Here is an 18,734-nt window from a genome sequence, read left to right on the forward strand (position 1 = left end):
GAAAGCACCGGTCTTGAAAACCGGCATACGTTAATAGCGTATCTAGGGTTCAAATCCCTATCTCTCCGCCACTTTTAAAAAAACCGCTGTTCTTACAGCGGTTTTTTTGTATCTGCTGTTTTTTAACCGCTGTTATCGAAACTTCTAATTGATTTTTCTCTAGCTCTTTCTCCAAGTTTTTGCGTACCTACTTTGGGTTTAGTTTACGCAGTAATACCTTCAATCGAAGACATTTCCATACGTCTCATTTGGGCTTCAAATAGAGCTTTCTTAAGTCTCAACGTGGGATGCTTAAACGCATTTTGATAGAGTTCCAGTCTAAATACTGCGGATGCACTTGGAGAAAAAATGAAGCTACTTTACTGGTTAGATGAATGGCAAGCTCTTACTCAACAAGAACAAGAGATGGCTTTACCTATCTCTGGCTACGATTTACTTGATGATGTGTTTGTGAAGTATGAACTCGTCGATCTTAACAAGCCATTGTTGTTTACATTTTCTCCTTCCGGTACTGATGTGCAGGTACAAGATTTAACTCCGGATTTTTCTCCTTGGGGCTACGAGCTCGGAATACAACAACAAGTAAACATTATTGCCTTTCAACATTTAGGACAAAGTAATTGGTTCCGTAGTCGGAATTTGATTTTCTTTCTGGAGCAGCTATCTGAGTTGCTTCATCCCTTCAAATGTCGTTTGGGTTATGGGCAAAGTCGAGGTGGCTTTGCAATTGGCGCGTTCGCTAACTTGCTGAAACTAGAACATCTTTTGTTGTTTTATCCTGTTAGCACTAAAAATAAAGCGTTAGTGCCTTGGGATGATCGGCCGAGTACTGAGCTTGCTCAGCAGTTTGCTTGGGAAAGCGGCTACCATGATCGAGATTTGGGCAATGCCAAAGGTTATATTATTTATGACCCATCCAATCGCATTGATCGTCTTCATGCTGAACGTTATCCAGAGCTTACCCATTTAAAAGTCGTCGGTATGGGACACGGCACTCAATCCACACAATTAGATAAATTAGAATTTTTTAATCTGGTGGCGCAGGAGTTTGTTCGCCATCAAACCTTAGATATTGACCAATTTAATAAGCAAATTCACGCTTTGTTTTAAAAGAGGACTGATATCAGAGTCCCCTGTAACCAGGGGGAGATGATCACACACTAAAAACTAGATTTTTAACACAATTGCTAGGCGCAATTTAGATGGAGGATTAATGAAGTTACTGTACTGGTTGGATGAATGGCTGGCTCTTTCTCGTGAAGAACAGCAAACCAGGCTACCGATGTCCGGGGAGGACTTACTTGATGATGTATTTGTTAAGTATGAGTTTGTCGACCGCAATAAACCGTTGTTGTTCACCTTTTCCCCTGCTGGTACGAATCTACAAGTACAGGACTTACACTCAGACTTTGCGCCTTGGGGTTATCGCTTAGCCCAGAAACAAAAAGTAAATATTATTTCATTTCAGCATCTTGGGAAAAGTAACTGGTTTCGCAGCCGTAATTTGATTTTCTTTCTAGAGCAGCTATCAACTTTACTTGAGCCTTTTGAATGTCGTTTAGGTTATGGGCTTAGCCGCGGTGGTTTTGCTATTGGTGCCTTTTCCAATCTATTAAAGTTGGATCAAGTATTGATGTTTCACCCGGTCAGCACAAAAAACAGAGTTTTGGTGCCATGGGATGATAGGCCAAGTACTGAACTAGCCCAACAATTTGATTGGGAAGGAAAGTATCACGACCTTGACCTTGGCGATGCAAAAGGCTACATCATTTATGATCCAACTAATGAAATCGACCGCCTTCACGCCAAACGCTACCCAGAGCTCACTCACTTAAGAGTCTTCGGGATGGGACATGGTACCCACGCGACGTATTTGAATAAATTCGGTTTTTATAAGCAAGTGGCTGTAGACTTTATACGTTATCAGAAGATAGATATAGCGCAGTTTCGTCATCAGACTAAAACGCTGCGATTAAAAGAAGATTACTATCAGTGCCTTAACAAGGCGAATGCGAGTTCACAGCATCGTTTGAACTTACTGAGTACCGCTCATAATGTGTTAATTGAAGAAAAGAAAGAACATGTGAAGGAGCATCAAGCGCAAATCGATATTCAGCCACTTGTTGATATTGCGATGAAGCATGAGCATGACAATCCGCAAGATGCAGTACAACTTTTGGAAGTGGCTCAGCAGTTAGTTCCGAATGACCCCGTTGTGGAGCACAAGTTGCAGCAACTGTCGTAGGCGAGTAATGCAGACTGGCATTTTGAATTTGGTCAGTGGCTTTTGTCGCTGGCCTTTTTAAGAGCTTATGGGTTGATATTTCGATGAAATTTAATGAAGCAGTACAAAATAAAAAGCCCAAGCAAATGCTTGGGCTCCATAAATGTTAATGCGAGTTTTAAAACTCTTTTGGCGCAAAGCCTGTCATCACATCAAGGCGAAGTTCTTTACCAACTTTTGTTAATGGGTGAACGATTACTAAGCCGCGTACGCGTTTTTTCAGTTTGCCGATGTCCGCTTGTTCTGCTTTGGTGATTTCACGAGAGAAAGGCATATCAAGTAAGCTTTTACGTTCTTTGTTCAGCTCATAGTTTTGCTTGTGCTTTAACTGGTTAAGCTTTTTGGTAAGCTGTTCTACTTCATCCGTGAACTTTGTAATCATTTCGTGATCACCACGAGAACGTGCCGCATCAAGTTTACGTTGGCATGTATCTAAACGGTTGTGCAGCTTTTGAATATCAGTTTTTATGCTCATGGTAATTTGGCTCAAATTTTAAATAGTCGAGAAGTATAGCATAGCTGAGATCACACGCTCTACTATACTTCTCGATTGTCTGGCTTTAGTTAATCAGTTCATTGCCCGATACGTTACCAGAGAAAAAGGCTTCGACGTTATCAAGCGTCACAGAGGCAATATTATTAAGTGCTTCGTGAGTCAAGAATGCTTGGTGGCCAGTAAACAGCACGTTATGACAAGCCGATAAACGGCGGAAAACATCATCTACAATGACATCGTTAGATTTATCTTGGAAGAATAAGTCTTTTTCATTGTCATACACGTCTAGGCCAAGCGCACCAATCTTACCTTGTTTCAACGCTTCTATCGCCGCTAGTGAATCTAGCAACTCGCCTCGACTGGTGTTAATGATCATTACACCATCTTTCATTTGCGCGAAGGCTTTTTCGTTCAATAAGTGATAGTTTTCTTCACTCATTGGACAATGGAGAGAGATAACATCCGCATTAGCGTAGATTTCTTCAAGCGAACAGTAACGGGCTCCTATTTCTAGTGCTAATGGATTTTCGTAGGGGTCGTAGCAAAGCAGTTCCATGCCAAGCCCTTTGAAGATACGCATCGTCGCGATACCAATCTTACCCGTACCAATAACACCAACGGTTTTTCCGAAAAAGTTAAAGCCAACAAGACCTTCTAGCGAGAAGTTGGCGTCACGTGTCCGTTGGTAGGCCTTGTGAAGACGGCGGTTTAGGCACATCATTAAACCAACCGTGTGCTCTGCCACTGCTTCTGGTGAGTAAGCTGGAACTCGAACCACTTGTAAGCCTAGTTCTTTGGCTGCTTGTTGATCAACTTTATCAAATCCCGCGCAGCGCATAGCAATAAGCTTGGTCCCGCCTAGAGAAAGCTGTTTAAGAACGGGAGCTGAAAGATCATCATTAACGAACGCACATACGACATCACTGCCGTGCGCCATCTTGGCTGTTTTTTCGGTTAGTCGGAAGTCGTGATAGTGAAATTCAAAATCGCGGTTATTTTTAATTTTATTAAAAGAGGCTTCGTCGTAGGATTTTGCACTAAAAAAAGCAATGTTAATCATGGTTCCCTCTCAAAAAGTACGGACTTTATAAATAAATATGCTTATAAAGTAATGCAACTTAGCCGCAATGAATAGAGAAATCTTCTCTTTGACTTTTGTTGTATCAAACAACAACAAGAAGTACGCCTTTCAGCGAGTGCTATCTTACGGTTCCGCATTAGATACTGTTTGCTTTACGAGCATTAACTGACTAGCATTATCGCTCTTCTCTTGTTCACTTTATTAGCTTAGGCGTTACGACAATGTCAGTAAAATGGTTCTCTATGTTCTTGTGTTGTGTGTTTGCTTCGGGCACTCACGCAGCTGTTGACCTTGTTAAAGTCGACAAGTCTAAGCGTCGAATGTATTTGATGGAACAAGGAGCAGTGCTAAAAGAATACCGAATTGCTTTAGGAGCGAACCCGCAAGGACATAAACAAGAAGAGGGAGACAATCGCACGCCAGAGGGCGAATACACTCTAGATTATGTTATAGAGGACTCTGCTTTTTATCGTTCTGTGCATATCAGTTACCCTGATGCGATTGATACGTTGGAAGCGAAGCGCCGAGGTGTGTCCCCTGGAGGGAACATCAAAATTCATGGCTTAAAAAACGGTGAGAGTCAGTTGCCGATTTACATCCAAAGTTTTGATTGGACTAATGGGTGTATTGCGATTACCAACGAGGAGATGGACGAATTTATCCAGCTTGTCGAGATGGGGACACCAATTCAGATTGAGTGGTAATAAAAGGTCCCCTTTAATGTTCTGGCTCTTATAGGCTATGGCATAAAGCGCTGTGGATGATCACTAAAAATACCGTCTAATTGAGGTAGGTATTTCAGTTTATTTGGATTGTTCACCGTATAGCACATCACTTTGTAACCGGCTTGTTGGAGTTTGTTTATCTGGCGAGTACGAACCCAGTTAATATTTAGGTTGCAGCTATAGGCACTAACTTCTTCCAAAAGGCGTTTATCTTTTCTCGTAAAGAATTCACTTAACACACCCAATCGGTAGCCACTGCAGTATTTGTGCATCGCTCTAATGACGTCATGACTAAAGCTCGATAGGAGTACATTCTCTTGCGGCATTGGACTTTTTGTTAACGCATTGGCGAGAGTCTGCGCCACTTCTTCCGCTGGATGGTTGTCTACTTTAACTTCGATATTCAAGTTAAGCTTATTCTCAGTAGCTAAAGTGAGCAGTTCATCTAGTGTCACGATCTTCTCGCCTGAAAAGTCTGTGCTAAACCAACTACCGAAATCTAATGCTTTTAAGTCTTCCAGGGTGAGCTCATCAACACGCCCTTGTCCATTGCTGCATCGATTGACGGTATGATCATGGCAAACCACTAAAACATTATCTTTGGTAGGCTGTATATCCACTTCCACCCACTTCAACCCCAGGTCAATGGCTGCCTGAATGCTTATTTTTGTATTCTCAGGGTATGAACCTGCCACGCCACGGTGACCAATTAATAACGTTTCCATTCGCTTTATCTTTTGCTTTGCGGTTGCCAGATTGTACTCGTTTTTTCTATGAAGATATATCTAGGTGCATATTGTTAGGAACCTTTAGTAAAAGTGAACATTAAACTCTAATGGCACGTTGCTGCTTCTTGGACTGAGTCCTGTGGACTTAAAGCATTAGAGTGTTAGTTGTTTAATTGGTAAATGAGTAATAAAATGCGAACCATTTTTATTTGAATGGTGAGTGGTAATGTCACGAGTTTTGATAGTCGATGATGACGTTCCTTTGTGTGAGCTGTTAGAAGCGGTTTTGCAAGAGGAGGGCTACATCGTCTCTTCTGTACATTGCGGTGAAAGTGCGCTGCAATATATGGAAAAAACGCCTGTAGATCTTGTATTGCTTGATGTCATGTTACCAAACCTTAACGGTATGCAAGTTGCTCGTAGGATCTGTCAGCGCTTCGCGACACCTATCCTAATGCTTACCGCTCTCAACGATGAAAACTCGATGCTTGATGGTTACCAAGCGGGGGCCGATCAGTATATCGGAAAGCCCTTTAATGTCGCTGAGCTTCTAATGCGCATCAAAGCGATTCTTCGTCGTGTTGGCTTGGAACGTCAACGTCAGACGATGTGTAGTACCGTTCAAACGATCAGTGACCAGCTTAATAGCTTACCCCTCACAAGTACGGAAGCTGAACTATTGAGCTACTTGGTAAAAAACCAAGGAGTCGTGATTTCAAAAGCAGAGCTTCAAACTGAAGTGTTAAAGAAAGAGCTGAGTCCTTTTGATCGCAACCTTGATATGCACATCAGTAACATACGTCGCAAGTTAGTTGAAGCGGGGCTTTCCAAGCAACATATCAAAACCTTCCGTGGCAAAGGTTACAGTTATTTAGAGGCTGTAAACTGTTAATGAAGCTCCGGTGTCCACCTTTTATTGCAAAACGTAAAGACAGCTTAGCGTTCAAGTTATTTAGTTGCATGACCGCAATTGTCATTAGCATTTTGGTCGTGCAATCCTTAGCGGAACAAGCTCTGGTGAAAGCCATGTTGAAAGTGCCCGATAGTGTGCGAGAAGAAATGCTAGACCTTGCACATCAAGCTAACGTATTGATTGAGCACGGAGACATGGACGAACTTGCTGACTGGGCAAATGCGCAAAACTTTTATTTATTTGTGTTGAATGAACATCAGCAACCAGTTACGCACCGTCTGATGCATCCGCACTTCGAGTTCAAACTTCAATTTAAGAGAAGCATCGATGATCAACTTGAGGGGAAAGTGAATCGCCCCATCATCAATATTCCTTTAGTTCATGGCAATACTTTAGTGATTCAGTTGCCACATCGACTGCACCCTGCAAATGACTTCATTCTGTATTTCTCTATTCTCAAAGTCGTGATTGCAGTGGTTATTTTGGCGCTCTTTTCGCTGCTAATGGCACGTAACTTACAGCAACCATTGGATCGATTGAGAGAAGCAAGCAAAAAGCTATCTAATGGCGATTTTAATGTTAGTGTCGTGAAAGAGCTGAAGTCGAGCACGCGTGAGTTTAACGAGTTAGCGCAAGATTTCGATCACATGACGCAACAGATTCATTCTCTCGCTGAAAAGCAGCGACTGCTTATAAGAGATGTCTCTCACGAATTGAGAACGCCGTTAGCGAGGCAGAACTTGGTTCTGCATCTTTTGCGAAAGCGTGTTGGAGAAAGTGAGCAAAGCCTAGTGACAAGGCTAGAAGATGAAGCAAAAGAGCTGAACCATTTGATCAGCGATATATTGGAGTTCAGTCGCTTGGAAAATGCGCGCTTCGACAAAGCCACGAAACGCTGTGATTTAGAAGTTTTGCTCTCCCCGCAAGTAGAGCGTTGCAAAATAGATTTGAAGTCAGAACAGACGTTGTCTTTCCGCTCAGAAGCTGTATGTGCTAAAGCTTTTTGTGAAGAAACGCTCGTCATTCGTTGTTTGAACAATCTTATTGGTAATGCCATTAAATATTCAGGACAAGCAGCTCAGATAGAAGTTTCTCTGGAAAATTATGTCAAAGAAGGGCAGCAGTTCACCACCATGTCAGTATCTGATGATGGGCCTGGTATTCCAGAGAACAAGCTGGTCGATATTTTTGATCCGTTTACACGCTTAGATGCTTCTAGAGATAAAAAGCTTGGTGGCTACGGTTTAGGTCTTGCGATTGTCAAAGAATCCATGCGTATTATGGGTGGAGCAGTTACGGCGAAAAACCGTGAGCAAGGTGGTCTGAGGGTTACTTTAGTGTTCAAGCAATAAGTATGATTAAGTCGTAATTTTTGTGACTAAAGTCACATTATAATGGCGCATCATCAGAGAGTACTTTACAAAAGTTTGCAAATGCAAAGAATGTAAATTTAATGCAAATGGTAATACTTATCACTTATATTCACCCGCGAAATAATTAAGAGGGAATCGCATTCAACAAGTATGTGACCCGAAAAATAATAATCGGAGTGAAAGGATATGTTTACTAAGAGCCATTTGGCGTTAGTGATCGGTGCAGTGTTAGCAACACCTGCAGTGGCGGAAGTTCAAACAGACGAACATGTAGTTGTAGAAGGTCGAGAGTTCGGCTACAAGGCAGATACAAACAGTACAGCAATGCGCATGGAAATGACGCAGCTGGAAACGCCGGGACAAGTAGCGGTTATCGATGAAACGGTAATTGATGAGCAGCGTGCAAGTACACTTGGTGAAGTGCTACGTAACGATGCAAGTGTTAGCGCGGGTGGTACAAGCCGTAACCGCGAACGTTTCTCTCTACGTGGTTTTGAACTTAGCAGTTCAGACGGTTTTCTTCGTGATGGTCGTCAACACTGGTCACACTACCGTCAGCCAATTGAGCTTTTAGAGCGTGTTGAAGTGCTTAAAGGTCCATCAGGTCTGCTATACGGTAAATCTGAGCCGGGTGGTTTGGTAAACATGGTTTCGAAAAAACCAACAACTCAAACACAAGCAAGTTTGAGTCAAGATCTAGGTTCGAATGATCACTCACGCACTGTGCTTGATGTGAGTGGCGCGCTAAATGATGCAGAGACACTGCGTGCGCGCGCAATTTTTGCCAAAGAAAGCTACGGCTCTTGGCGCAGATACGGCGATGGTACAGAGCCAGAAACGGATCGTACGGTAGCGGGCCTAGTGGTTGAGTACGACATCACCGACAACTTTATGGTGTCAGCGCATTACGATCGCACGAAAGACGATGGTAGCGTAGACTCTGGCGCATACATTGTTGATGGCAAAGCGGTTCGCGGTGATAAGTACATTTGGGATGCGCAGTGGTCTGAAATTGATAACGAAGTAGAAAACTACGGTGTCGATATTAATGCGCAAGTCACGGATAACGTGAACGTAAAAGCAGGTTACAACCGCCAAGACTTTAAGCGTTTTGATGTAGAGTCTTACCCTAAGTTTGATCAGTATGAAGAGTTAAATACGATTAAGCATCGAGGCAACGATCGCTCCGATAATTGGGTATTTGATACTGCATATATAGATGTGACGACGGACTTTACTTTGTTCGGTACGGAAAACACGTTGTTAGTGGGCGCTAACTACTTGGATTACAGTTATGATCGCTTTATGGCATTTCATAATGAGGCGAGTATTGCGCCAGGAGAAACGGTGCCTAAGCCTAGCTATAGTAGTTCGAGGAAATCACCAACAGCTGAGTACGATACTTGGGGTATCTACGCGCAAAATATGATGACGATTAATGATTACTGGCAAGTGCTTGCAGGTGTTCGTTATGACGAAAAGCGCGATGATGAACTGACCGAAAACCAAGTTTCTCCAAAGTTAGGTGTGATATTCCACCCATCGACGAATGGCTCGGTTTACGTTCAGTATTCTGAAAGCTTCATGCCTCAAGGTGAAGTCAGCAACGGTAGTCGTACCTACATCAATGAAGGTGAGAAACTCGACGCTGAGCGTGGTATCTCTTATGAAATCGGTACGAAGTGGGAACTGTTTGATCAGCGTTTATTTGTATCTGGTGCTGTGTTTGATATCACGTTAGAGAACATCTCGCTGGATGTTGAAAGCGGCAAAGACGCGGGCGGCAATCTCCTACACAAGAAAACGCAAGGTGGTGAGCAAGTTCATAAAGGCGCTGAGTTAATGGCTCAAGGTTTTGTGACCCCAGAGTTGTCGCTAACCGCTTCTGCAATGTATTTGGATGCAGAGCTTAAGAAGGCAGAAAGATATGAAGGTAACCGCCCTGTAGACGTGCCAGAGTTCTCGGCAAGTCTATGGTCTAGCTACAAGGTTCAAGACAACACTAACTTAAACCTTGGTTTGATTTATGAAGGTGATCGCTACGGTGATGCAAAGAACACCTTCAAGAAAGATGGCTACGCTCGCGTTGATATGGGCGTGTCATACAAACATAAGTACGATGAAAACTTGGATATCATTGCTCGATTCAATGTCGAGAATTTATTCGATACCGACTACTTCGCAGGTGGTGGTAGCACGAATGGCGAGCAAAAAGGTGCGAGTGGGGTTGTGGTTGGAGAAAGCCGCAACTACATGGCAACAATCCAGTTCAAGTACTGATAACAATTTGATTATTAAAGGGGAAGGGTAGTCTTCCCCTTTGGTCGTTTTTGGAACACAGAAATATAACTCGTATGAATCTAATGAAATCAAGTATCGCTCTGTTGATATCATCGGTTTTGATTCCCGCTCACGCGGCGAACTTAAACGATGCACAAGCTGTGCAGAGTAAAACAAACCAGTCGTCGGCGGTAAGCCAAAAACGTATTGATGCAAGCGCAGAAAAATCACTTACTCTAGAAGCTGAAATTGAGCAGCTGCAAGAAGAAGTCGGTAACTTGAAGATTTATCGCGATCATCTTGCAAGCCTTGTTGAGAGCCAAAATCAAGAAGTTGATAGCTTGAACGAGCAAATTGAACAGATTGCTCAAACTCGTCAAGGTGTCGTGCCTTTAATGTATCACATGCTTGAGGGCTTAAAAGTGCTCGTCGCTAACGACAAGCCTATACGCAAAGCGCAACGTGAGGAGCGAATTGCAAAGCTGGATTCCATGATGACGCGTGCAGACGTTGCGGATGCAGAGAAGTTTCGTCGTATTTTAGAAGCGTACCAAATTGAAATGGATTACGGCACCAAGCTTGGCGTTTACCAAGGCAAGATTAACCTGGGTGACAATGAAGCTGTGGAGGCGGACATTCTCTATTTAGGGCGTTTGTCTTTGGTAGCGCGTAGCTTATCTGGTGACACATTTTGGAGCTGGTCACAGCAACAACAAGCATGGCAACAAGTGGGTTCTGAGCAAAAATCAGAGCTAGACAAAGCGTTCGCTATGGCGAATAAACAGATCGCGCCGAGCATGTTAACTCTACCAGTGTCGTTAACCGCTGCGGAGGGCAAATAAATGATGAAAAAATGGTTATCGGTTGCATTAATCTCGACAGCCGCATTAATGCCTTATACAACTTTTGCTAGTGATGCGTTGTTACAAAAGGCGCAGCAAGAAAATCGTCAACAGCAATCGCACAATGTCGCGCGTGAATCAGGTTTTAAGCAAACAGAGCAAGACCTACAGGCTATAAAGAATAAATTGGTGGCAGAGCGTGCTGCTCTTCAAGCAGAGGCGGACTCATTAAGTGTTACCTTCGGTGAAAATGAAGCAGAACTGGCACAGCTAGAAGAAAAGTTGCGTCTAGAAACCGGGAGCCTAGGTGAGTTATTTGGCGTCGTTCGCCAGAACGCAAAAGAGCTAGAGTCTGAGCTAAAAAGCTCAGTAACCGGTGTAGATGCAAACTCATATCAGAAAGATATCGATGCTATTGTTGCGGCTAAATCACTGCCAACGTTGACCCAACTTCAGGCGATGTGGCGCAGCATGGAAGAACAAATCAAAGCAAGCGGTGAAATGGCAAACGTCTCTTTCACACTGCTAAATGGCGAGGGTCGTGAACAAACGGTTAGTGGTGTTCGTCTTGGTTCTATGGCGCTGCTGGATGACACTGGCTACGTTAAGTGGAATGGTCAACGCGGAGATGCGGTAAACTATCTTCGTCAGCCTGAAAGCGGTCCAACAGCGAATACTATTTCCTCTGGTGACATTGATGCGCTTGTCATAGATCCGTCACGTGGCATTCTTCTTGAGCAGCTCGCAAACTCACCGACTTTGGCTGATCGCCTAAATGCGGGTGGCGTTGTCGGCAAAATCATCCTTGGTTTATTGGCTATCGGCCTATTGATTGCGCTCGTACGTGGTGCATCTCTGATGATTTCGCGCCAGAAAATCATGAAGCAACTGAAAACCCCAGCGCAGCCAGGAAACAACCCTTTGGGTCGCGTGCTTGCGGTATACCAGAAAGACAAGCATCGCAGCGTAGAAGCGTTAGAACTACGTCTTTTGGAAGCCGTTGTTGATGAGCAAACCCACCTAGAAAAAGGGTTGTCGATGCTTAAGCTTCTTGCTGCTCTAGCTCCTATGCTTGGCCTACTAGGCACGGTAACGGGTATGATCGAAACCTTCCAAGTCATCACTCAATTTGGTAATGGTGATCCGAAAGTAATGGCGGGTGGCATTTCGATGGCACTTGTGACTACCGTACTTGGCCTTGTTTCAGCCATGCCTTTGCTATTAGCGCACAACGTATTGAGCTCTCAAGCAGAAAATATTCGCAGTATCTTAGAAAAACAAGGCATCGGTTTAGTTGCAGAACAAGCTGAGCGTGATATGCCGAATAACAAAAGTCACTCTAACACCTTAGCGGAGAACGCAGCGTAATGGAGCAGATCCTACTCAGCACATTGGGTTTGATCAGTGAGGATTGGGCCACAACCTTGATGAGCTTTATGCAGCAAGGTGGTCAAATCCTATGGTGGCTGGCCGCCGTCGTGGCGGTGTGCTGGCTGTTGGTTATGGAGCGAGTTATTTATCTCACAACGGTTTTCCCTGGGGTAAAAAAACAGCTTTGTGAGCAGTGGCACGCAAGATCAGAGCACCACTCTTGGTACGCGCATCAAATCCGTGAAGGATGGATTGCAAAAGCGCAAATCGAACTACGCCAAAACCTATCGACTATTAAGCTACTTGTGGCGGTTTGCCCAATGCTAGGGTTGTTAGGGACGGTGACAGGCATGATTACGGTGTTTGACGTAATGGCATCGCAAGGCAGCAGCAATCCGAAATTGATGGCTTCTGGTATCTCACTTGCTACGCTGCCAACCATGGCAGGTATGGTAGCAGCGCTTGCGGGCATGTTTATTCATGCTCGCCTTAGCAAAGTGTGTGAACGAAAAGCTATCCAGTTAGAACAATCTTTAAGGAGTCAAAAGTGAGACTCGGACGCAGACCTAACCAACAAGATGAAGCTCAAGTCGATTTAACCTCGATGCTTGATATCGTCTTCATCATGTTGATCTTCTTCATTGTGACCAGTTCGTTTGTACGTGAATCCGGTGTAGAAGTGAATCGCCCCCAGGCTTCTAATGTAGTAAGTCAAAAAGACGCGGGCATTTTTATCGCAGTAACGGCAGCGAATGATGTGTACATTGACAAACGAGTGGTTGATATTGAGCGTGTTGAGGCCTCTATTGAGCACCTGTTACTTGATCAACCTGATGCCTCGTTAGTTATCCAAGCTGACGAGCATGCTTACAATGGCACTGTCGTGAAAGTGATGGACGCTGCAAAGGCGGCGGGTGTGAAGAACATTGCATTGGCGGCGGAGAAACCTTAATGGGCAGGCTGTTACTTGCACTACCAGCATCACTGTTAATTTCTGTGAGCTTGTTTAGCTTTATGGCGTGGATGGTTGATAAAGGCAACCAGCGTGCACCAGAAGCTTCAGAAGCCGTTCGTTTTGATATGGTGATGGTAGAGAATGAAGCAGACGTGCAGCGTCGTCAACGTTCAGTGCCGGAGCAACCAGAACCACCTCAAGCGCCGGAGCCAATGGATCTGTCTCAAGCTGACACTCAAATGGAACCAATGAGTCAGATGACGCCAGTCAGTGCTTTAGGTTTAAACACAGCCCTTGAAGGCATCGCGATTAGCGCCCCAAACTTGAAGGGAACAATGGGCAACCAGCAAGCACTGCCGTTGTATCGTGTTGATCCTCGTTATCCAAGTAAGGCGCTGAAACGTAGAGTGGAAGGTTATGTCATTATGCGTTTCACGATCGATGCAACTGGACGACCAAAAGATATTGAAGTGATCGAGGCTGAGCCCGAGCGCATGTTTGAAAGGGAAGCAATCCGTGCGCTTAAAAAATGGAAGTATCAGCCAAAAGTTGAGGATGGTGTGTCAATTGAGCAGTTCGGACAAACCGCTAAAGTGGAGTTCAAGTTAGCCAAATGATGAAAAAATTCTTAATCGGTACGGTATTAAGCCTGAGTGCACTCTCAACCATTGCCAGTGAGTTAAGCCAATACACCGCAGCGAGAGTTCAACGAGCACACAACTTGGCTCAAGAGGAGAAACTAAAAGAAGCGATTTCATCTCTTGAAGCTATGGAGCTTTCTCGTGGATATGACCAAGCTTATGTCGCTCGAATGTTGGGTATTTTTTACTGGCAGAACGAGCAAACTCAAGCGGCGATTAAGCAACTTGAGTTGGCAGTCAATAGTGGTTTGCTACAAGATGAGCAAGCATGGCAAACCCGAAAAATGTTGGCTGATATACTGCTGAACGAGCAACGTTTTTCTAAGGCTTTACCTCATTACTATGCCTTGAGCAAAAACATTCCTAAAGGTCAAAAAGCGCATGAACTATGGCTGCGTATTTCCCAATCTCATTATCAACTGAGTCAGTGGCAAAAAGTGCTTTCAGCAATGGCTCGTTATGAGAAGTTTGGTCAGCCAGACAAGCTTGGCGCATTGTCGATAAAGCTTTCTGCTGAGCTAGAACTGAAAAAGTGGAAGCCGGCAATCTCGACCATCAAACGCTTAATCGTGATTGAACCTGAGCGAATTGAATGGTGGCGTCAGCTTGTTGCTCTATACCTACGGGTTGATGACAACAAACGTGCCCTAGACTCTTTGGCGTTGGCAAAACTGAAAGGGTTACAACTTAGCCAAGATGACTTAAAGCTGCTGGCACAATTGTACGCGAAACGAGGTATTCCTGAGAGAGCTGCGTTGGTGATGAACGAGCTAGAGGATGTAAACTCGAATAGTAAGCTAAAAGCTCAGCAAGCAACGTATTGGCAAATGGCAAAAGAGTGGGAAGAGTCTATTGATAGCTGGCGTATTGCAGCTCAGCTAGATAGGCAGTATTACTGGAACTATTCTCAACTGTTGGTGCAAGAAGGCCATTATAAAGATGCCATTGCCGCGCTCGATAAGGTCAGAGGTCGTAAAGCGGATGTTGCACTTATCAAAACTCGCGCTTACTACAAACTTAAGCGGTTTGACGATGCGCTCGCTAATGCCAAAAGAGCGAATGAGATTAAGCCATCGAATCAGGCAAAGAGTTGGGTTAAGTATCTATCACAGCTACGCAAAGTAGAATCGACGCAGAACTCATAGCGAACATTTTTATTAAATACCCGAGCTCAGTCTCGGGTATTTTTTGTCTAAAGTCATAAAGGCTATTTATTGTATGAGCTTTTCATAAAAAGCTAATGCATCAAATGGTCGGGAGAAAAAAGGGCTTTTCTCTATATATTCTTGATGTACCTTGCTCAGTGTTTCAAACTTTTCTCTCGATGTAGGTTCGATATGAAAAGTTAGGCTTTCAGTCGATTCTACAAGCTTTAATGTTGAGGTTCTTGAAGCGTTATTTTTTGCTATTAATAGATAATATGCTAGCTCTTGCTTCTCTTTTAATACACAAGCCTCAAAAGCTTTCTCGCTTAAAAACGGCAGAACAGGAGTTAATGCTTCTATATGCTTCTTTGAATACTCTAGGGTTTGTTTGTCAGGTGTATTCTGGTCTGCCATAGATTCGCACAGCTTTATCTTAGCACCATAATTATCGATAGATTGGCTTACGTTGTTAAACAAACTGGCTTCAAACTTTTCACTTGCGAAAGTGACACTTGAGAAAAGTGATAAGAGAATTATTCCAACATTCTTGTTCATATTTTTCCTTCTGAACTACACCATAACGTTTGGCTAGCATCAGAAAATCTTCTCTATCTAACCCTACACTAACTTCTTAGCTTACCTTTTTTATCTAGTTTATGGATAGCTTTTAAGCTTTTCATTAAATATACATAAAGGCGCATTTTGGTGGAGTCTATCCCACTTTTTAGTATTGGAAATATCATTAAATTTTGAGTCATTAAAATTGATAGGGTTATTATCTAGAGGGTAGGCAATCGGTAACTCGCATTGGGCCAAATAGCTAAAACATGTGCAAGCCAAGCTGAATTGAAAAAGTAAACAATGTAAATTAAATGCCAATACGAATGATTATCACCTAAATTATGCCCCACATTTATTGGTGATGATTGTTTCTATGTTGCTTAAAAGCAAAGGTGTTCAAACTTGGGCTCGCCGCCTACATATCTATATTTCGATGGCTCTTCTCTTAGTTACGCTGTTTTTTGCAGTAACTGGTATTACCCTCAATCGCCCCGAATTGTTTGAACGCAGTGAACCTATCATTCAACAACATACTCTGACGGTTCCGCACTCAGTTCTATTCTCACATTCAGATACCTTTCAACCTAATCGTGAAGAACTGGTAGCTTTCTTGACTAAAGAAACCGAGCTTCGCGGCACTCCCTCCGCACTAGATGTGTATACCGAAGTTGAGCAAGGTGAGTTGTTACTCGGAGAGCTTTCTATGGATTTTAAAGGCCCGGGTTATAACGCTACGGTCTTTATTGATATGACTACTGGTGCAGCAGACGTCGAAACGACGCACTACGGTATTGTTGCGCTGCTGAACGATCTACATAAAGGACGCAACAGTGGTGGGATTTGGAAGTGGTTTATCGACGTCACTGCGCTTTTGATGGTGTTTTTTGTTCTTACAGGCGTGTGCTTGTTACTGCCTAAGAAGAAGACGCTCAGAACGTCAATGCAATGGATGAGCTTTGGTACGTTACTGTCGCTCGTAATTTATTTTGTTGCTGTTCCATAACAGCTTTTTAGAGAACACTTATGTTGAACACAGGAAGATTTTTCCGCCGTAATCACTTTTGTAAAGCCGCTTTGATCGCGGCTTTTACTCCTTTCTCTCTTTCCGCGGCGCCTCTACCAGATAACGCGAAGGTCGACTTCGAACTCGAACTTCCAAAGATAGATACCTCAATGTATGCACGCCCTTATGTGGCGGTTTGGGTTGAAAACGATCAGCGTAAACCGGTTAAAACCATTCAGTTATGGGTAGGGAAAGACGAATGGTTAAAAGATCTACGCAGCTGGTGGAGAAAAACGGGTCGTTATGATCGTGAACTTGTTGATGCGGTGACTTCTGCAACACGTCCTGCTGGTCAATACCGCTTTGTCTGGGATGGAACCAATGACTCAGGGGAGCGTTTGGAACAAGGAAATTACACGTTGTACGTCGAAGTCGTTCGTGAACACGGTGGGCGAAACTACTTACGTCAAAAAATAACGCTAGCGGACAGTGACGTGCGCTATGAGCTTAAACCAACACAAGAGACGGGTGTCATCACCGTCAATTATCAAGTTAAGTGATTAAAGGACACAACAATGAAAACCAAAATGAAAGCAGTGGCATTGGCGAGTGTAATGGCAATGGGGTTGGCTGTAACCACCACCGCGCAAGCACATCCACGTTGGGTTCTGCCCTCTCACTTTACGGTTTCTAAAGAAGGCGGTGACTGGCTGACATTTGATGTTACTGCCTCTCACGGAACGTTTGTTTTTGATAAGCCTGCGGGTAGTGATCAGGCATTTGTGGTGATGCCGGATGGCCGCTCTGAGCGTCCTAACTTTGTTGTTCGTGGCAAGCGTCGCTCTATGTTTGATTTCTTTTTTACAGAAGAAGGCACGCACAAAGTTGCGATTAATAATCAGCCGAGCTACTACACACAATACAAAGCGGGCCGTCGTGATACGGTGAAATGGGCGCGAGCAAGCAAAGCTGAGCGTGGTGATGTGCTTCCCGAGCAAGCGCGTGATGTGGTTACTCAACTAAGTTACACCCGAGCAGAAAGCTACATTACGGTTGGTATGCCAACGGACAAAGCGTTGGAGATTGAAGGCAAAATGCTGGAGATGAAACCGATCACGCATCCATCGGACATCATTGAAGGTGAGCCTGTGACTTTCCAGTTTTTCTTTAACGGAGAGCCACAAGAGGGCGTTACTGCTGAGATTACACGTGAAGGTACTATGTACCGAAACCATCAAGAACAAATCGATGTGGTGAGCGATAAAGATGGCAAAGTGATCTTCACGCCAGAAGTCGCCGGGCGCTACTTAATGAAAGCGAACTACAAAGGTGAATTGAAAGATAATCCATTGGCGGATAAAGCGAGTGCCAATGTTCACCTTACGTTTGAAACTCAACTTAACTAATCGAATTAGGCTCAGCAATTGCTGGGCCATTTTGGAATTATCATGAATAACACTTCTCTTCTAAAAGCGGTTTTGCTTTTTTCTGGATTTGCGTCCTTTCACGCTGCTGCACATTTTCCTCTGATGAGCTGTCACTTGGCGCAAGATAAAGTGATTTGTGAAGCGGGCTACTCGGATGGATCGACAGCGGTCGACTACGATGTCGAAATGTACGATTACGACGACAATCTGATCGCCAAAGAAAAAACAGATAAGCGTTCCATCGCAGAATTTACTCACCCTGAAACAGATTTCTATTTGGTATTTGATGCCGGACATGAAAGCCCGGTGGAAGTGGATATCGTTGAGCTGAAAGAGAAATGAGCGTTCAGAAAGTTCGCCCTGATGATGGTAACCGAGAAGGAAAGTGGGTCGCACTGACAATCGCAGCGATTCTCAGTTCAGCAGCCATACTTATGCCCTACCATCAGGTCGCGACTGAAAAGCCAGACATGCAGTCTCATCAAGTGTTAATCACGGATTTACATCAAAATGAGTTGGGGTTGATCGCTGAACTTAAGCTCGCTCATGAAGAGATTCGTGATTTGCAGTTAGATACCGGAACTTGGCCTGAGATCTCTGATATGGAGGCGCTTTGGATTGCTCCATTCGTGAAAGACCAAAACTGGAAGCGTAAAGGTTCTCATCAGTGGCAACGAATTGATGACGGTGTCTACATTGGCGTGAAGACCAGTGCCCAAGGCTCTGCTTCCATGCTGTTGGATAGCCGCAGTTCTCAAGCTGATATTTGGTTTAATGATTCTAGCCGTTCGTTAAATGTGGAGGGACTAAGCGATCTAGCAAAACGCCACGATTTCGGGTGGAAACAAATCGTTCTGTCAGACTCTTCCTCTCACTCTCACGCCCATTAAGACAACATAATTGATAAGT

21 protein-coding genes are annotated in these 18,734 nt (G+C 43.9%); 17 read left to right on the forward strand and 4 right to left on the reverse strand.

Going from position 1 to position 18,734, the window contains the following annotated elements; all coding sequences use genetic code 11:
- Window positions 1-348: 348 nt before the first annotated feature.
- On the forward strand, window positions 349-1,110 hold the full coding sequence (locus R7P35_RS14255; protein ID WP_005374276.1) for a hypothetical protein: 762 nt from the start codon (window positions 349-351) through the stop codon (window positions 1,108-1,110).
- A 103-nt stretch (window positions 1,111-1,213) separates the two neighbouring features.
- On the forward strand, window positions 1,214-2,245 hold the full coding sequence (locus R7P35_RS14260; RefSeq protein ID WP_025768076.1) for a hypothetical protein: 1,032 nt from the start codon (window positions 1,214-1,216) through the stop codon (window positions 2,243-2,245).
- A 157-nt stretch (window positions 2,246-2,402) separates the two neighbouring features.
- Here R7P35_RS14260 and R7P35_RS14265 read toward each other — a convergent pair whose 3' ends face one another.
- Entirely contained in the window at window positions 2,403-2,759 is a 357-nt protein-coding gene (locus tag R7P35_RS14265) for a YibL family ribosome-associated protein (protein WP_005374274.1), read from the reverse strand.
- Between the two features lie 85 nt (window positions 2,760-2,844).
- On the reverse strand, window positions 2,845-3,840 hold the full coding sequence (locus tag R7P35_RS14270) for a 2-hydroxyacid dehydrogenase (RefSeq protein WP_025768075.1): 996 nt from the start codon (window positions 3,838-3,840) through the stop codon (window positions 2,845-2,847).
- 242 nt (window positions 3,841-4,082) lie between these two features.
- On the opposite strand from R7P35_RS14270, the gene R7P35_RS14275 reads away from it, so the two are divergent.
- Window positions 4,083-4,565, forward strand: coding sequence for a L,D-transpeptidase family protein (locus R7P35_RS14275; protein ID WP_005374271.1), 483 nt, complete (start codon window positions 4,083-4,085; stop codon window positions 4,563-4,565).
- Window positions 4,566-4,600: 35 nt separating this feature from the next.
- Here the strand turns inward: R7P35_RS14275 and R7P35_RS14280 are convergent, their stop codons facing one another.
- Window positions 4,601-5,311, reverse strand: coding sequence for a glycerophosphodiester phosphodiesterase family protein (locus R7P35_RS14280; protein WP_017819703.1), 711 nt, complete (start codon window positions 5,309-5,311; stop codon window positions 4,601-4,603).
- 229 nt (window positions 5,312-5,540) lie between these two features.
- On the opposite strand from R7P35_RS14280, the gene R7P35_RS14285 reads away from it, so the two are divergent.
- The 9 genes from R7P35_RS14285 to R7P35_RS14325 all read left to right on the forward strand — a co-directional run bounded on the left by R7P35_RS14285 (window position 5,541) and on the right by R7P35_RS14325 (window position 14,834).
- A complete protein-coding gene (locus R7P35_RS14285; protein ID WP_017635544.1) occupies window positions 5,541-6,206 on the forward strand; it encodes a response regulator transcription factor in 666 nt (221 codons plus the stop codon).
- A complete protein-coding gene (locus R7P35_RS14290) occupies window positions 6,206-7,579 on the forward strand; it encodes a sensor histidine kinase (RefSeq protein ID WP_025768074.1) in 1,374 nt (457 codons plus the stop codon). Before R7P35_RS14285 ends, R7P35_RS14290 begins: the two co-directional genes overlap by 1 nt.
- 207 nt (window positions 7,580-7,786) lie before the next feature.
- Window positions 7,787-9,880: a TonB-dependent siderophore receptor gene (locus R7P35_RS14295; protein WP_042523425.1), complete on the forward strand. Its 2,094-nt coding sequence runs from the start codon at window positions 7,787-7,789 to the stop codon at window positions 9,878-9,880.
- A gap of 74 nt (window positions 9,881-9,954) precedes the next feature.
- Window positions 9,955-10,722 carry a DUF3450 domain-containing protein gene (locus R7P35_RS14300; RefSeq protein ID WP_005374260.1) on the forward strand — a complete coding sequence of 256 codons (768 nt, stop codon included), beginning with the start codon at window positions 9,955-9,957 and terminating at the stop codon, window positions 10,720-10,722.
- Entirely contained in the window at window positions 10,723-12,090 is a 1,368-nt protein-coding gene (locus R7P35_RS14305; RefSeq protein WP_042523423.1) for a MotA/TolQ/ExbB proton channel family protein, read from the forward strand. It abuts the gene before it with no gap.
- Window positions 12,090-12,644 (forward strand): MotA/TolQ/ExbB proton channel family protein, encoded by a 555-nt coding sequence (locus R7P35_RS14310; RefSeq protein ID WP_017819708.1) that lies wholly within the window; start codon window positions 12,090-12,092, stop codon window positions 12,642-12,644. Before R7P35_RS14305 ends, R7P35_RS14310 begins: the two co-directional genes overlap by 1 nt.
- Complete coding sequence (locus R7P35_RS14315; RefSeq protein ID WP_005374257.1) at window positions 12,641-13,045, forward strand: ExbD/TolR family protein; 405 nt, start codon at window positions 12,641-12,643, stop codon at window positions 13,043-13,045. The genes R7P35_RS14310 and R7P35_RS14315 overlap by 4 nt, the downstream gene beginning before the upstream one ends.
- A complete protein-coding gene (locus tag R7P35_RS14320; protein WP_005374256.1) occupies window positions 13,045-13,665 on the forward strand; it encodes an energy transducer TonB in 621 nt (206 codons plus the stop codon). The genes R7P35_RS14315 and R7P35_RS14320 overlap by 1 nt, the downstream gene beginning before the upstream one ends.
- Window positions 13,662-14,834, forward strand: coding sequence for a tetratricopeptide repeat protein (locus R7P35_RS14325; RefSeq protein WP_017635539.1), 1,173 nt, complete (start codon window positions 13,662-13,664; stop codon window positions 14,832-14,834). Before R7P35_RS14320 ends, R7P35_RS14325 begins: the two co-directional genes overlap by 4 nt.
- A 66-nt stretch (window positions 14,835-14,900) precedes the next feature.
- Here the strand turns inward: R7P35_RS14325 and R7P35_RS14330 are convergent, their stop codons facing one another.
- Window positions 14,901-15,389 carry a hypothetical protein gene (locus tag R7P35_RS14330; RefSeq protein WP_042523421.1) on the reverse strand — a complete coding sequence of 163 codons (489 nt, stop codon included), beginning with the start codon at window positions 15,387-15,389 and terminating at the stop codon, window positions 14,901-14,903.
- 379 nt (window positions 15,390-15,768) lie between these two features.
- Between R7P35_RS14330 and R7P35_RS14335 the strand changes: the two genes are divergently transcribed.
- Genes R7P35_RS14335 through R7P35_RS14355 form a run of 5 tightly spaced genes read left to right on the forward strand, consistent with a single transcriptional unit; the run spans window position 15,769 to window position 18,715 of the window.
- Entirely contained in the window at window positions 15,769-16,398 is a 630-nt protein-coding gene (locus R7P35_RS14335; protein ID WP_021035904.1) for a PepSY-associated TM helix domain-containing protein, read from the forward strand.
- A gap of 20 nt (window positions 16,399-16,418) precedes the next feature.
- A complete protein-coding gene (locus R7P35_RS14340; protein ID WP_025768071.1) occupies window positions 16,419-16,958 on the forward strand; it encodes a DUF2271 domain-containing protein in 540 nt (179 codons plus the stop codon).
- A gap of 15 nt (window positions 16,959-16,973) precedes the next feature.
- Window positions 16,974-17,804, forward strand: coding sequence for a DUF4198 domain-containing protein (locus R7P35_RS14345; RefSeq protein ID WP_025768070.1), 831 nt, complete (start codon window positions 16,974-16,976; stop codon window positions 17,802-17,804).
- A 42-nt stretch (window positions 17,805-17,846) separates the two neighbouring features.
- Window positions 17,847-18,167, forward strand: coding sequence for a hypothetical protein (locus tag R7P35_RS14350; protein ID WP_005374251.1), 321 nt, complete (start codon window positions 17,847-17,849; stop codon window positions 18,165-18,167).
- Window positions 18,164-18,715, forward strand: coding sequence for a DUF6162 family protein (locus R7P35_RS14355; RefSeq protein WP_042523417.1), 552 nt, complete (start codon window positions 18,164-18,166; stop codon window positions 18,713-18,715). The genes R7P35_RS14350 and R7P35_RS14355 overlap by 4 nt, the downstream gene beginning before the upstream one ends.
- Window positions 18,716-18,734: the final 19 nt, after the last annotated feature.

The sequence above is a fragment of the Vibrio sp. Vb0304 genome (genome assembly GCF_033338995.1).
GTDB lineage: Bacteria > Pseudomonadota > Gammaproteobacteria > Enterobacterales > Vibrionaceae > Vibrio > Vibrio alginolyticus.